Below are 14,822 nucleotides of genomic sequence, written 5' to 3' on the forward strand. Positions count from 1 at the left end.
CAACCTGCAGACTCTCATTATGAACGAGGGACCAACAGGGGGCAGGTCACCCTCAGTCGCCATTTCTTCAGTGTGTTCAGCGAGGCTTTCCGTCTATGATTATGCCATCATAGAAGATGTTAGCGGCACCTGCCGGAGTCTTGAAGCGAAGCCCCCAGTCAGGGCGAGCAAGCAGGTGCTGTGCAACGTCCTCCAAGGATCGGTAGAATACAGCATTCGCTGACTCATTGTGACCATCTCCGGCCGGATGCACACGATAACCCCCTCTCTTGCCAAAGCGATCTACTTTCGTCCTTGCGTCACCGGGGGCATACCAGTGTGGTTCTAAGGTAACGCCTTTCCAATCAACCGTTATTTTCGTCATGAATGACGGCCTTCTTTCGTCAGTTTGAAAATGTTTTTGCGTTGTAAGTGCTACCCGAGAAATTGGACTGCCATCAAGCAGTTGTAGGGTCGACTTCTGCCTATCAAGGCGACCAGCAGGGCAAGATTAGCCCTCACTGCTGACCGAGGACTGCAAGACCATGCCACGGATAATCAGTCCAGTGACGCTGCGCTGCGGCGATGACTATCCTGTTAAATGTCAGCAAAGGGCCGATAGCGAAGAACGCATCTCTCTCGTCGCTCGAGCAATTCCATCCGTGCTTCGCATTTGAAAACGTGATGGATTGGACCCGCGGCTGCGCTCTCTGGCGCGAGGCCGGGTAGCAGGAGGCCCGGTCAAAAGGGCTTCTCAGAGGGGGATGTAGGGAACCGGCTCTCCGGCTCGGGCGGCGGGGGCGTCGGGGGCGCGGACGAGGAGGGCGGAGGCGCCGGAGAGGACCGACAGGAGCGCGCTGTCCTGGCGGGTGTCGGGGGCGATGGCTCCGGTCTGGTCCAGGCGGGCGCGCATGTAATGTTCGCGGGGGCCGTTGGCGGGGATATCCTGAGCCAGCGGAGCCGACAGGCGCGGGACCGGGGCCGCGCCGAGGCCCAGCATGTGACGGATCACCGGCACCACGAAGATGTGGCCGCAGACCATGGCCGAGACCGGGTTGCCGGGCAGGCCGATCATCGCCGCATTGCCTAACCGGCCCGCCATCAGCGGTTTGCCGGGGCGCATGGCGACCTTGTAGAAGCTCTGCTCCATCCCCTGGCCCTGGGCGGCCTGGGCGACGAGGTCGTGATCGCCGACGGAGGCGCCGCCGATGGTCAGGATCAGGTCGGCATCGCGGGCGAGCGAGAAGATCATCTCGAGGCTGTCGATCCGGTCGCGGGCAATGGGCATCAGGCGGGGGGCGGCGCCTGCGGCCTCCAGCAGGGCGTGCAGACCGTAGGAATTCGACGCGACGATCTGGTCGGGGCCGGGGGTTTCGCCGGGCTGCACGAGTTCATCGCCCGTGGGGATCAAAGCGACGGTGGGGCGGCGAGTGACAGTGACCCGGGGCACGTTCATCGCGGCGAAGAGCGCGATATCCGCAGGCGAGATCACCCGCGGGGCGGAGATCGTGTCGCCCTCGCGGAAATCGCCGCCGGCGGCGCGGATATTGGCGCCTTCGCCGTACTCGCCGGTCAGGGTGACCTGGAAGCCGCGGGCGGTCGTGTCCTCCTGAATGACGACGTGATCGGCGCCGTCGGGCACGGGGGCGCCGGTGAAGATGCGCACAGCCTGGCCCGCCGCGACGGTGCCGGCGAAGCCGCGGCCGGCGGCGGCCTCTCCGATCACGTCGAAGGTTGCGCCGGGGGCGAGGTCGGCGGCGCGCAGGGCGTAGCCGTCCATGGCCGAGGCGGCGAAGGGCGGCTGGTTGCGCCGCGCGGTGACGGGGGCGGCGAGGGTGCGGTTGGCGGCACGGGTCAGCGGCACCTCTTCGGTGCCGAGGGGCGCGGTGAGCGCGAAGAGGTGGTCGAGGGCTTCGGCGACGGAGATCATGGGCGGTCCGGTGTCATGGGTCAGGCTTTGGGCGACGCTGGCGGCTGAGGATCCCGGGGTCAAGTCCGAGGATGGTCGCGGGGGGCTGTCCGGGCGCGCGCCGTCTTGGGGGGCTCCGTTGCGGGCCGGCCGGGCGTGGCGTCAGCCGTTACGCGCCCTGATCCGTTCCGGCCTCGTACCGGCCGGACTTGCCGCCATCCTTGAGCCGGACGTGAAGGCCGCCGATCTCCATCCCGCGATCCACGGCCTTGCACATGTCGTAGACCGTCAGCGCGGCGGTGGAGGCGGCGGTGAGCGCTTCCATCTCGACCCCGGTCTTGCCGGTGGTCTTGACCATCGCCTCGATCCGAAGGCCGGGCAGGTCGGGATCGGGGGTCAGGTCGACGGTGACCTTGGTGATGGGCAGCGGATGGCAGAGCGGGATCAGGTCCGCCGTCTTCTTGGCCCCCATGATACCGGCGAGGCGGGCAATGCCCATCACGTCGCCCTTTTTCGCGGTGCCGTCCTGGATCAGTGCCAGGGTTTCGGGCAGCATGCGGATATGGGCGGCGGCCACGGCGATGCGGTCGGTATCGGCCTTGTCGGAGACGTCGACCATATGCGCCTGGCCGGCGGCGTCGAAATGGGTGAGGCTCATAGCCCGACCCCCACGCCGGGGGCGAGATAGGGATCGGCCAGCAGGTCGCGGGTGGCCTGTTCCACGTCGTCCTTGCGCATCAGGCTTTCGCCGATCAGGAAGCAGCGGGCGCCGTACTGGGCGATATCGGCCAGGTCCTCGGGCGTGTTGAGCCCGCTTTCGGAGACCAGGATCTTGTCCTCGTGGGCCAGCCGGGCAAGGTGCCGGGTGGTGTCGAGAGAGGTCTCGAAGGTGCGCAGGTCGCGGTTGTTGATGCCAAGCAGGTTGGATTTCAGCTTGGCCGCGCGGTTGAGTTCGTCCTCGTTATGGACCTCGACCAGGACATCCATGCCCCAGACTTGCGCCGCGGCCTCGAGCTCGGCCGCCTGGCTGTCCTCGAGCGAGGCCATGATGAGCAGGATGCAATCGGCGCCAAGGGCGCGGGCCTCGGCCACTTGGTAGGTGTCGTACATGAAATCCTTGCGCAGCACCGGCAGGTCGCAGGCGGCACGGGCCTGGCCAAGGTAATCCTTGGAGCCCTGGAAGGACGGCGTGTCGGTCAGCACCGACAGGCAGGTCGCACCGCCGGCGGCATAGGCGCTGGCGATGGCGGCGGGGTCGAAATCTTCGCGGATGAGCCCTTTGGAGGGCGAGGCCTTCTTGACCTCGGCGATCAGGCCGTAGCCCCCGCGGGAGGCATGAAGCAGGGCTTCGGTGAAGGGGCGGACGGGGCCTTCTTCCCGGGCCAGCGCCTCGACATCGGAGAGCGGGTAGCGGGCCTTGTCGGCCTCGATTTCGTCGAGCTTGTAGGCCTTGATGCGGTCGAGGGCGGTTTCGGTCATGGGATGCTGGCTCCGATCCAGTTGATTGGCGGCTCTCCCCGAGACGTAAGCCAGTTATTGACGGATGAAAATGGGCGAGACCCGAAAAACCCGCGCCGCGCCGAAAGGGGCGAGGGGTGTGCCGAACGCAGGATCAGGTGGTCGGGGTGGGTGATCCGGTCCGCAAAGGATTGGGCATGGGCGCCCCAGAGGATGTAGGCGCGGGGCCGGTCGTCGAGCCGGTCGAGCACCTGGCGGGTGAGCGTGGCCCAGCCGAGCTTGGCATGGCCGCCGGCCTTGCCCGCCGGCACGGAGAGCGCGGTGTTGAGCAACAGCACACCCTGGCGGGCCCAGGGGCGGAGGTCGCCGCTGGCGGGATGGCCCCCGAGATCGGTCTGCGTTTCCTTGAAGATATTGGTCAGGGAGCGCGGTAGGGGCCGGACATCCGGTTCGACGGAAAAGGCCAGGCCATGGGCGTGGCCCGGTGTCGGGTAGGGGTCCTGGCCCAGGATCACCACGCGGGTCTCGGCAGGGGCGGTCAGGTCGAGCGCCGCGAACCGGTCGGGATCGGGCGGCAGGACGGGGTCGGGGGAGGCCGCGAGGGTTTGCGCGATGCGCGGGTAGTCTTCGGCAAAGAAGGGCAGGTCGCGCCAGGCGGGGGGCAGGGTCATCGGCAAGGGTCGTCCTTGGGGGCGGGCGCGCCGCCCCCGGGGTTGGGGCCGCGCCGGGTCAGGTGGCGGCGGAGGTGATGCGCGCCAGCGCCTCGATCCGGCCCCGGGCGGCACCGCTGTCGATGCTTTCCACGGCCATGTCGCGCCCTTCGGTCAGCGAACCGGCGCGGCCGGCGACGACGAGGGCGGCGGCGGAGTTCAGCAGCACCGCATCGCGATAGGCCGAGGGTTCGCCCGCCAGCAGGGCGCGGAAGGCGGCGCCGTTTTCCTCGGGCGTGCCGCCGACGATCGACTCGAAGGGATGCACGGGCAGGCCGGCCTCTTCGGGGTGGATCTCGATCTCGTTGACCGATCCGTCCTCTTCCAGGGCGGCAACCCAGCTGATGCCGGTGATCGTCAGCTCGTCCGTGCCGTCCGACCCATGCACCAGCCAGGCGCGTTCGGACCCGAGCAGTCCCAGGGTTTCGGCCATCGGGCGGATCAGGTCGCGGGAAAACGCACCGGTCAGCTGACGCTTGACCCCGGCGGGGTTGGTGAGCGGCCCGAGGATGTTGAAGATCGTGCGGGTGCCCAGTTCGGTCCGGGCGGGCATGACATGGCGGATCGCCGGGTGATGCATCGGCGCCATCATGAAGGCGATCCCGGCCTCGGCCAGGGCGGCCTCGACCACGGGCACGCCGACCATGACGTTGACGCCCAGGGCGGCCAGCGCATCCGCCGCCCCGGATTTGGAGCTGAGGTTGCGGTTGCCGTGCTTGGCCACGGGCACGCCCGCCCCGGCCACCACGAAGGCGGTGGCGGTCGAGATGTTCAGCGTGCCCTTGCCGTCGCCCCCGGTGCCGACGATGTCCATCGAGCCCTCCGGCGCGGTGACGGCATTGCACTTGGCCCGCATCACGGCGGCGGCTGCGGCGTATTCCTCGACCGTTTCGCCACGGGTGCGCAGGGCCATCAGGAAGCCGCCGATCTGGGCCGGCGTCGCCTCGCCCTCGAAGAGCAGGTCAAAGGCGGTTTCCGCCTCCTGCCGGGTCAGCGGGCGCTCTGGCGCGGCGGCGATCATCGGTTTCAGCGCGTCGCTCATTCTCCATCCCTTTCCGCCGATTACGGCGCCGCGGCCACTGGAACGCGGCTGCGCTTGTGATATCATCCTGTCATACGGGCCGGTGACCGGTCCGCAGTCGCCCTGGTTCGGGCCGAGACCCGGGGCACATGTCCCGGGGCGGGGCCCGAGGCAAAGTCTGTCCCCCGACGGTCCTGTCCGGCCTTCTCTGGCTGTCCTGGTCCGTGCTTGGTTCCGGTTGCGCCGCTGTCGGCTTGCTGCCCGGAGAGGTCGGCCTTAAATGGGCCGAGCGGAAAGCCAGCGTCAAGAGGGCAGGCTGATCCATGAGGCTGATCCATGAGACCGGGGACCATCCCGGCGGAAGGAGAGCAGAGGTGTTGCGCGGTTTCATCCTTGGGACGATCTGGGGCCTGATCCTGGCCGGTGGCGTGGCGGCGGTGTCATCGCTGAGCCTGCCGTTGCCCGGCGACATGCCGCCCGCGACCGGCGCGGCCGAAGTGCCGGCGGGGTCGGGGTTCATGTCCAACCGGGCCGACAGTCCGGCAGAATTGCCCCGCACCGAAGCCAGCCCCGAGATCGCCGACGTGCCGCGCAGCGAAACGCCCGAGGCCGATGACCTGGCCGCCATCCGGGACGACGCGCTGGAACCGGCGACGCCGCCCGCCATCGGCGGCCCGGAAAGCGAATTGTCCGACCCGCCCGGCACCGGCAGCACCGAGGGCGCGGAGCCCACGGCGGAACAGCCCGTGCTGCCCAACCCGCAGGCCGCCTTGCCCGGCGTGCCGGGGCAGGAGCCGCAGCCCGACGCCGCGACCGAGCCGCGCACCCCGCCGCGCGCCGAGCCGGGCGAGACGATCACGCAGTTCTCCTCCTCCGACCTGGAGATGGCCGCGACCACGCCCGACGCGCCCGAAGCGCAGGCCGATCTGCCGACGCCGCCGGAGGACCCGGCAGAAGCCGGGGCCGGCGCGGGTGGGATGGACGCCGTGGCCGGCGATCCGGCCGAGGCGGTGGCTGAGCCGTCCGACGAACCTGCGGAGCCCGCTGGCGAGGCCGCGACCGATGCAGAGGGGGCCGATGCCACGGTGGCGGAAGCCCCGGTACCTGACGCCACGGGCGCGCCAAATGCCGAAACGACCGAGGACGCCGCTGCCGATCCGGCCGACGCGGCTGTCGCGGACACGGCCGAGGATGCCGACGCCTCGGTCGCCCAGGCTCTGGACCCCGAAACGACCGAAGAACCGGCCGAGGCCGACGCCGAAGCCACCACCGCAGGGACCGGCCTCGCGGGGCGTCCCGCCACGACCATGCCCGGCCAGCGCGCGGTGCCCCTGACCGAGCGCAATGCCACCCCGGCAGAGGAAACCGCGACCGAGGCCGCGCCGGAGGCCGCCCCCGTCGACCCCGATGCCCCCGCGATCGACCGTTTCGCCGCCCCGTTCGACAACCCTGAGGCCAAGCCGCTCCTCTCCATCGTGCTGATCGACGACGGGCTGGCCGAGGACGGGTTCGAACTCCCGCGCAATTTCCCCTATCCGCTATCCGTCGCGATCCCGGTCGACGCCCCCGACGCGGCCGAGAAACAGGCGATGTACCGTGCCGCCGGCCATGAAGTGCTCGCGCTGGTCGACCTGCCGGAGGGTGTCACCGCGCAGGATATGGAAACCCAGGCCGCCGGCTGGTTCCAGGCGCTGGACGAGGCCGTGGCCGTCATGGAAACCCCGGATCGCTCGCTCCAGGCGGGGCGGGCGCAATCGGAACAGCTGGCCGAGATCCTGACCGATAGCGGCCATGGCCTGCTGCTTTATCCCGAGGGGCTGGACACGGCGCGCAAGCTGGCGGCCCGCGAAGGCGTGCCCGCCGCCACCGTGTTCCGCGACCTCGACGGAGAGGGGCAGAGCGGCACGGTGATGCGCCGCTTCATGGACAACGCCGCCTTCCGCGCGGGCCAGGAGGAGGCGGTGATCCTCGTCGCCCGGCTGCGGCCCGACACGGTGTCGGTGCTGCTGCTCTGGGGGTTGGCGGATCGCGCGTCGCGGGTGGCCATGGCGCCTGTTTCCTACGCGCTCAAAGCCTCTACCGAAGAGTAGAATTCAGCGTTGCGATGCCGTCGCGGCAGGTCTATCCCTGAGATATCAGGGAGGATGGCATGAGTGATGGACAAGTGCTGGGCTTCATCGGCCTGGGGGTGATGGGCGAACCCATCTGCCGCAACATGATGCAGAAATCCGGGGCTCGGATGCTGGTCAGCGACCTTTCTGAGGGCCCGGTGGACCGGCTGACCGCCCTGGGCGCAGAGGCGGCGACAGCAGAGCAGATCGCGCAGGAGGCCGACCTGATCTTCCTGTCGCTGCCCGGCGGCCCCCAGGTGGAGGCCGTGGCCGGCGCGCTGATCCCGCAGCTGCGCGCAGGCCAGGTGCTGATCGACATGTCCACCGCCCCGGTCGGCCTGACCCGGCGCCTTGCGGAGGAGGCCGCGGCGCGCGGGGCCTCTTACGCCGATGCCCCGGTCGCGCGCACCCGTGCGGCGGCCGAGGCCGGCACGCTTGCCATCATGGTCGGCGCCGCGGCGGACGTCTTCGCCCGGATCGAACCGATCCTGGCCCATGCCGGCGAGGCGATCCTGCATTGCGGCGATGTGGGCTGCGGTCAGGTGGCCAAGATCCTCAACAACATGGTGCTGTTCCAGAACGTGGTCGCCCTGTCCGAGGCGCAGGCGCTTGGCCGCGCGGCGGGCATGGCGCCCGAGCGGCTCTTCGAGGTGCTGTCGCAGGGATCGGCGGACAGTTTCGCCCTGCGCAACCATGGCCAGAAGGCGATGATCCCCGACACTTTCCCGCAGGGCGCCTTTCCGACGGATTATGCGCTCAAGGACGTCTCCTATGCGCTGGAAATGGCCGAGGAGGCGGGGCTCGTGGCCCCCGGCGCCGAACTGGCGCAGGCGCGGATGAAGATGGCGCAGAAAGTGGGCTTTGCCGCGGAGTATTTCCCCGTGCTCACCCGCCTCGCCGGAGAGCCCACCCGCGACTGACATTCATCTTTTGGCGTGTTCAGGGAACTTCCGGCGTCTTCCGGGCGCATCCCCTGCTTCATCTTGCCGGAAATACTCCCGCCGGAGGCCCCGCCCGATCGGCCCGAAGGGCGGATCGGGCACATGGATGGAATGCCGCAGGCCCATTTGGATCACGACGGTTTTTGCCCCTTTCCCCTCCGGCACATCCATGCAATAGGGAAGCGCCAAGTGAACAACGCCATGGAGGTATCCGATGGAGATTCGCGAGGCCCTGACCTTCGACGACGTCCTGCTAACGCCCGCAGCTTCGAACGTGCTGCCGTCTACGGCGGATACCCGCACCAAGGTCACGAAATCCATTTCCCTGAACATCCCGCTGCTGTCATCGGCCATGGACACCGTGACCGAGGCCCGGATGGCGATCTGCATGGCCCAGGCCGGCGGCATGGGCGTGGTGCACCGCAACCTGACGGTGCAGCAGCAATCCGACGAGGTCCGCCGCGTCAAACGCTTCGAAAGCGGGATCGTCTACAAGCCCATCACGCTGCGCCCCGACCAGACCCTGGCCGATGCCAACGCGCTGCGCGAACAATATCGCATCTCGGGCTTTCCGGTCGTCGACGAGGGCGGCCGCGTCGTGGGCATCCTGACCAACCGCGACATGCGGTTCGCCACGGATGAGAACACCCCGGTCCACGCGATGATGACCGCCGAGGATCTGGCGATCATGCATGAACCCGCCGATCGCGCCGAGGCGCTGTCGCTGATGAAGGCCAAGCGGATCGAGAAACTGCTGATCACCGACAAGACCGGCAAGCTGACCGGCCTGCTGACCCTGAAGGACAGCGAACAGGCCGTGCTGAACCCGACCGCCTGCAAGGACGACCTGGGCCGACTGCGGGTCGCGGCGGCCACCACGGTGGGCGATGCGGGCTTTGAGCGCTCCGAGGCATTGATCGATGCGGGCTGCGACCTGATCGTGATCGACACGGCGCATGGCCATTCCGAAGGCGTGGCCAAGGCCGTGGAGCGGGTCAAGCGCCTGTCCAACGAGGTCCAGGTCGTGGCCGGCAACGTCGCCACCGCCGAGGCCACCCGCGCCCTGATCGGCGCCGGCGCGGATGCGATCAAGGTCGGGATCGGCCCGGGGTCGATCTGCACCACGCGGATGGTCGCCGGTGTCGGCGTGCCGCAGCTGACCGCGATCATGGATTGCGCGGGCGCGGCGGGCGACACCCCGGTCATCGCCGATGGCGGCATCAAGTTCTCGGGCGATTTCGCAAAGGCGATCGCGGCGGGCGCCTCGGTTGCCATGGTCGGCTCGATGATCGCGGGCACCGACGAATCCCCGGGCGAGGTGATCCTCTACCAGGGCCGGTCCTTCAAATCCTATCGCGGCATGGGCTCCATCGCGGCAATGGCGCGCGGCTCGGCCGACCGCTATTTCCAGAAGGACGCGGCATCGGACAAGCTGGTGCCGGAAGGCATCGAAGGCCAGGTGCCCTACAAGGGGTCGGCCAACACGGTCGTGCACCAGCTGGTCGGCGGTCTGCGCGCGGCCATGGGCTATACCGGCTGCGCCACGGTCGAGGAAATGCGCAACAATTGCCAGTTCGTGAAGATCACCGGCGCGGGGCTGAAGGAAAGCCACGTGCACGACGTTCAGATCACCCGCGAAAGCCCGAACTACCGGATCGGTTGACGGCCAGCGCACAGTTGCAATCGGCCGAACCTCGGTCGGTTGCTACCTGATACGGAACCTTTTGCGGTACTCGCTGGCGCTGAGGCCAGAGACACTGCGGAACAGGCGGCTGAAGGCGGAGGGGTCCTCGTATCCCACGGCCCAGCAGATCTCGTTGACCGGCATCTGGCTGCGTTCCAGCAACCCGCGCGCCTTTTCGACCCGCAGCTCCTGCGCGTAGGTGCTGAGCGGCAGACCGGTGGCCCGGGTGAAGCGGCGTTGCAGGCTGCGCTCGGGCAGGGCGCAGCGGGAGGCGAGCGCGGTAACGGACAGATCGCCGGTCACGTTGGCCTCCATCCAGACCTGCAGGTCGCGGATCCTTGTGTCACCGTGATCCAGGCGCGGCCGGAAACTGCGGTAATTGCGCTGCTCGCGTCCCTGCGGGTCGATCAGCATGTGGCGACAGACCTGCGACACGACCTCTGCCCCCAGCCAGCGCTTGACCAGGTGCAGCCCCAGATCGACCCAGGCCATCACGCCGCAGGCGGTGACGATGTCGTGGTCGTCGACGAGGATGCTCTCTGCGTGAAGCTGCGCCTTGGGGAAAGCCGCGCGAAACTCCGGCTCGAGCGCCCAGTGCGTGGTGACCGGTCGCCCGTCCAGGAGGCCCGCATGACCCAGCCAGAAGGCCCCGGCGCATGCGGAGCAGATCAGGGCGCCCGCCTGGTGCCGGTCGCTTAGCCAGGTATGGATCGCCGTGTCTGCGGCCCCGCGCTGCCCCGTCAGGTTCGGCGGCAGCCAGACGGCATCGAAACGCGTGTCGGGCAGCGCGCCGTCGCGCAGGACGTCGTGCAGGATCTGTCCGGCCCCGGTTTCCTTGCCATAGCGGTTCGCGATCTCCAGCAGGTCGATCAGGCCGAGCACGGCCGACATCTGAACCCCCTCGTAGCCAAGAAGGGCGATCCGGGCGCGGATTGGCGTATCTGGCACATCATTTGTCATACGCGCCAATCGTAGGGCGGGGCACTGTGCGCGTAAACAGGGGTCAGGAGGTACTTCAACATGACCCAGACTGCCCTGATCCTTGTCGATATCCAGAACGACTACTTCGCGGGGGGCCGCATGGCCCTGCCGGGCATGGAGGCTGCCGCGACCAAGGCCGCGGCGATCCTCGATATGGCCCGGGACAAGGCCTATCCCATCCTGCACATCCGCCACATCGCGCCTGCCGACGCGCCCTTTTTTCGCAAAGGGACCGAGGGCAGCGAAATCCACGACACCGTGGCGTCCCGGGATGGCGAACGCGTCGTCGAAAAGGCGCGTCCGAACAGCTTTGTCGGGACCGGGCTGGATGACATTCTGCGGGCCGACGGGGTGGAACACCTGATCATATGCGGCGCGATGAGCCAGATGTGCATAGATGCCACAACCCGCGCGGCGGCGGATCTTGGCTACAAGGTCACGCTGGTGTCGGACGCCTGCGCGGCGGCTGCGGTCAGCTTTGACGGTGTCGATGTCGCGGCGGATCAGGTCCATGCGGCGATCATGGCACCGCTCGCAGCGCGCTATGCGACGGTCGTGAAGGCGGCGGACCTCAGCGTTCCGGCCTGAAGGCAAGCACCGCGCAGGGTCAGTCCACCGGGGGGCGGGCCTCTCCGGGCAGGCGGACATCCATCCAGGCGGGCAGGTGGCTTTCGCCGTCCCGCATCTGGCGGATGTAGTCGCGCAACATCTGCATGTAGCGGTTGGCCAGCGGCGAGGCGATGCGGTCGCGGGGGCGGAAGGCGGAGAAGGTGAACTCGATCGGCGGATCGAAGGGGATGGCGCGGACGTCGGGCCAGAAATTCTGGCGCACGCCGAGCGGTTCGACGATGGCCACCCCGACACCCCGCGACACAAGCGCGTTGGCCTCGGCGGAGGCGAAGACCTCGATCCGCATCTTCCGGGCGACGCGGTATTGTTCAAACACGCCATCGGTGATGTGCCGCATCCGGGTGTCGCGGGTGAAGGAGATGAACTCTTCTCCCTCAAGGTCCTTGGGGCCCAGCCGGTCGCGATCCGCCAGCGGATGATCCTTGTGCACGATACAGACCGAACTGACATGGAAGAGCGGTTCGATCTTGAGCGAGGGATGCTGGAACTGCGTCACCGAGAAGCCGATATCGACATTGGCGGCCAGCACGTCCGGCCCGACATTGGACGACATGTCCATCAGCACGTCGACCTCGGGGTTTTCCTTGCAGAAATCCGACAGCGCATCGGCGACCAGCGTCAGGCCGAGGGTCGAGCCGGTGATGATCCGCAGCTCTCCGGTGCGGAAGGTGCGCAGGTCCTCGGCAAAGCGTTCCACGTCGGAAAGCGAGGCAAAGAGGCGCCGGACCTCGTTATAGAGCAGCCGGGCCTCGTCGGTGGGGATCAGGCGGCGTTTCTCGCGCTGGAAGAGCGTCAGCTTGAGGTCGATCTCCAGCCCGGCGAGCATCTTGCTCATCGCGGGCTGGGTGACCAGCATCCGTTCGGCCGCCGCGGTGACGGTGCCGGTTTCCATGAACTGGATGAATGCCTCGAGCTGGCGGTGCGTGATGCGCATGCGTCCGTCCTCCCTGAGCTTACCGTAGTGGCAATGCGCTGAAAGACAACGGGATTTTCCGGTGTCCCTTCCGGGTGCGGGCGCAGGTCATCGGACGGACAGGGGGCGCATCACCGCGCGGCGGGCGGCCAGCGGTCGGCCCAGGGCATCATCGCCTCGAGCGCAGCGGCGATGGAGAGAAGCCGTTCCTCGCTGTGCCAGGGGCCGACGATCTGCATGCCGATGGGGATGCCTGCGGAGGACATGCCCACGGGCACCGACATTGCCGGGTGGCCGCTGGCATTCTGCGGCACCGTGTAGGGATACCATGCCTCGCGCAGCGCGCCGTGGTTCACCCCGTCGACGATCAGCGGTTCGTCCTGTTTCTGGTCGGCGGCCAGCGATGGAGTGGTGATGGTCGGCGTGATGTAGATATCCGCGCCGTCGAACTGCCGCTCGACCTCGTGGAAGATATCGGTGCGGGCCTTCATCGACTTGGCGAGGGATTCGTAGGTCAGTTCGGGATTGGCGGTCAGGGACATCTTCGCCGTCCGGTCGAGCCTGTCGCCGTGGGTTTCCATCAGGTGGCCGAAGCGCGCGTATTGGTAGCCGCGCATGAAGATCAGCGCGTTGTTGATGTCGTAGACCGGGTTGTCGATCTGGCCCACATCCCGCGCGCCGGCGTCGATCATCTGCTGCACCGCGCCCTGCACGGCAGCCTCGACCTCCGGGTCCAGCCAGTCGTTCACGGTGCGCATGACGACGCGGAGGCGCAGGCCCTTGAGCGTTTCGCGCGGGTCGGCGGGCAGGTGGATCGGGCCAGTCGTGCTGCCGAAGGTCATCGGGTCGCGGCGGTCCGGGCCTTTCATGGCGTTGAAGCCCAGCACGAGGTCCGGCACCGTACGGGCCATGACGCCGATCACGGTGAGAGAGCCGAAGACATCTGGCGTCGTTTCATGCGGGATGGCGCCCCAGGTCGGTTTGAGCCCGGTGACCCCGCAGGCCGAGGCGGGGATGCGCCCCGATCCCGCCCCGTCGGACGAGATGTGGATCGGTCCGAACCCCATGGAGGCCGCGATGCCGGACCCGCCGGATGACCCGCCGCAGCTGCGCGACAGGTCCCAGGGGTTGCGGCTGACGCCGTTGATCGGGCTGTCGGTCAGCACCTTGTGGCCGAATTCAGGGGTGGCGGACTTGGCGAAGGGAATGGCCCCGGCGCGGCGCAGGCGGGCGATGCCTTCGGCGTCGTCTTCGGGGGTCTGCCCCTCGAAGGCGTAGGAGGCCATCTCCATCGGGAGGCCTTTGACCTTGAGCAGGTCCTTGGCGGTGACCGGGATGCCCTGCAGGTCGCCCGGCGCCTCGCCTGCGGCCAGCGCCTTGTCGCGTGCCTCTGCCTCGGCCATGGCCAGGTCGGGGTCCATATGGGCGATGCCGTTGGTTTCGGTGTCCAGTCGCGTCACGCGGTCCAGCACGGCACGCATCAGCGCGGCGGCCTTGACCTCTCCGGATTTCAGGCGCGGCAGGAGGTCCGTCGCGGACATGCGGCACAGATCGTCTTCGGTCATTCTGGGGTCTCCTCTCCCTCCGCCATACTGGCGCGTCTGGTCGCGGGGTGCATCCCCCTGCGGCATGTCAAAGGCGCAGGAGCGCCTTCGCGTTTTCGCCAAGCCAGCGATTGGCGATGGTTTCGTCGATGGGCAGGGCGCGGATTTCCTCGATCGCGCGTTTCATCGGCAGCATCGGCCAGGCCGTGCCGAAGAGCATCCGGTCCTTCAGTATCGTGCGTCCGTATTGCATGAGCGGCCCGTAGCCCGAATTCTCGACGCCCAGCAGCTTGGGCCGCATCGCGACCAGCCCGATCGACAGGTTGGGGTGACGCCAGGCCACGGCAAGCAATTCCTCGACCCAGGGCCAGCCGGGCGGGGAGGCGATGACCCGCAGATCGGGGAAGTCGCACAGCACCTTGTCGAGCAGCATGGGCCGCCCGAATTCCGGCGAGGTTTTGAGCGAGAAGTTCATGCCGACATGGATGTTCACCGGGATGTCGAGCTCGATACACTTGGCATAGACCGGGTACATGCGGCGGTCGTCGATGGCGAGTCGGTTCTCGAAACACTGGATGTTCAGGCCCTTGAGGCCCAGCCCGGTCACCGCGTCCTCAAGTTCGCGCAGCGCGGTCATGCCCTTGTTCGGATCGACGCCCGCGAAGCCCAGGAAGCGGCCGGGATGATCCGCGACGACCTTGGCCACCGCTTCGTTCGTGACGCGGCCGCCGAAGGTGGTTTCCACGTCGCGGGCCTTGATCACGGTCAGGTCGATCCCGGCCTCGTCCACGGCGGAAAACCATTGCTCGAGGTCCATGGATCCGCGATCCGCGGCCTTTTCGGCCGAGGCATAGACCCGGCGGTAATTCTTCAGATGCGCCCCGTCGGAGAGCGAGAGTTCGGGGATGGGCGGGGTGGCGCCGTAGTCGATGATCATCGGG

General features: G+C 67.9%; 13 protein-coding genes. 4 read left to right on the forward strand and 9 right to left on the reverse strand.

All coding sequences use genetic code 11. The annotated features are described in order from the left end of the window. Nucleotides 1-733: 733 nt before the first annotated feature. The 5 genes from ATO9_RS15435 to trpD all read right to left on the reverse strand — a co-directional run bounded on the left by ATO9_RS15435 (nt 734) and on the right by trpD (nt 5,098). Nucleotides 734-1,909, reverse strand: coding sequence for a molybdopterin molybdotransferase MoeA (locus ATO9_RS15435; RefSeq protein ID WP_043751110.1), 1,176 nt, complete (start codon nt 1,907-1,909; stop codon nt 734-736). A 148-nt stretch (nt 1,910-2,057) separates the two neighbouring features. Continuing rightward, nucleotides 2,058-2,546: a cyclic pyranopterin monophosphate synthase MoaC gene (gene moaC, locus ATO9_RS15440; RefSeq protein ID WP_043751113.1), complete on the reverse strand. Its 489-nt coding sequence runs from the start codon at nt 2,544-2,546 to the stop codon at nt 2,058-2,060. Beyond that, entirely contained in the window at nt 2,543-3,367 is an 825-nt protein-coding gene (gene trpC / locus ATO9_RS15445; protein ID WP_043751115.1) for an indole-3-glycerol phosphate synthase TrpC, read from the reverse strand. The genes moaC and trpC overlap by 4 nt, the downstream gene beginning before the upstream one ends. After that, complete coding sequence (locus tag ATO9_RS15450) at nt 3,364-4,017, reverse strand: uracil-DNA glycosylase (protein ID WP_043751117.1); 654 nt, start codon at nt 4,015-4,017, stop codon at nt 3,364-3,366. Before ATO9_RS15450 ends, trpC begins: the two co-directional genes overlap by 4 nt. A 58-nt stretch (nt 4,018-4,075) precedes the next feature. After that, entirely contained in the window at nt 4,076-5,098 is a 1,023-nt protein-coding gene (gene trpD / locus ATO9_RS15455) for an anthranilate phosphoribosyltransferase (protein WP_043751120.1), read from the reverse strand. A gap of 302 nt (nt 5,099-5,400) precedes the next feature. Between trpD and ATO9_RS23555 the strand changes: the two genes are divergently transcribed. From ATO9_RS23555 to guaB, 3 genes are all read left to right on the forward strand, one after another. After that, nucleotides 5,401-7,167, forward strand: coding sequence for a divergent polysaccharide deacetylase family protein (locus ATO9_RS23555; protein WP_156127887.1), 1,767 nt, complete (start codon nt 5,401-5,403; stop codon nt 7,165-7,167). Between the two features lie 59 nt (nt 7,168-7,226). Then, nucleotides 7,227-8,108, forward strand: coding sequence for an NAD(P)-dependent oxidoreductase (locus ATO9_RS15465; protein WP_043751123.1), 882 nt, complete (start codon nt 7,227-7,229; stop codon nt 8,106-8,108). Nucleotides 8,109-8,343: 235 nt separating this feature from the next. Next, the gene (gene guaB, locus ATO9_RS15470; protein ID WP_043751126.1) at nt 8,344-9,792 is read left to right on the forward strand and encodes an IMP dehydrogenase; all 1,449 of its coding nucleotides are present in this window, start codon (nt 8,344-8,346) and stop codon (nt 9,790-9,792) included. A gap of 42 nt (nt 9,793-9,834) precedes the next feature. On the opposite strand, the gene ATO9_RS15475 is transcribed toward guaB, so the two are convergent. After that, nucleotides 9,835-10,761, reverse strand: coding sequence for a GlxA family transcriptional regulator (locus ATO9_RS15475; protein WP_043751134.1), 927 nt, complete (start codon nt 10,759-10,761; stop codon nt 9,835-9,837). A 72-nt stretch (nt 10,762-10,833) separates the two neighbouring features. Between ATO9_RS15475 and ATO9_RS15480 the strand changes: the two genes are divergently transcribed. Further along, nucleotides 10,834-11,382 (forward strand): cysteine hydrolase family protein, encoded by a 549-nt coding sequence (locus ATO9_RS15480; protein ID WP_043751141.1) that lies wholly within the window; start codon nt 10,834-10,836, stop codon nt 11,380-11,382. Between the two features lie 19 nt (nt 11,383-11,401). On the opposite strand, the gene ATO9_RS15485 is transcribed toward ATO9_RS15480, so the two are convergent. From ATO9_RS15485 to ATO9_RS15495, 3 genes are all read right to left on the reverse strand, one after another. After that, complete coding sequence (locus ATO9_RS15485) at nt 11,402-12,358, reverse strand: LysR substrate-binding domain-containing protein (RefSeq protein WP_043751143.1); 957 nt, start codon at nt 12,356-12,358, stop codon at nt 11,402-11,404. Between the two features lie 110 nt (nt 12,359-12,468). Beyond that, the gene (locus tag ATO9_RS15490) at nt 12,469-13,902 is read right to left on the reverse strand and encodes an amidase (protein ID WP_043751152.1); all 1,434 of its coding nucleotides are present in this window, start codon (nt 13,900-13,902) and stop codon (nt 12,469-12,471) included. A gap of 67 nt (nt 13,903-13,969) precedes the next feature. Next, complete coding sequence (locus ATO9_RS15495; protein WP_043751154.1) at nt 13,970-14,818, reverse strand: amidohydrolase family protein; 849 nt, start codon at nt 14,816-14,818, stop codon at nt 13,970-13,972. Nucleotides 14,819-14,822 lie beyond the last annotated feature (4 nt).

Origin of the sequence: Pseudooceanicola atlanticus (assembly GCF_000768315.1) — a bacterium.
GTDB lineage: Bacteria > Pseudomonadota > Alphaproteobacteria > Rhodobacterales > Rhodobacteraceae > Pseudooceanicola > Pseudooceanicola atlanticus.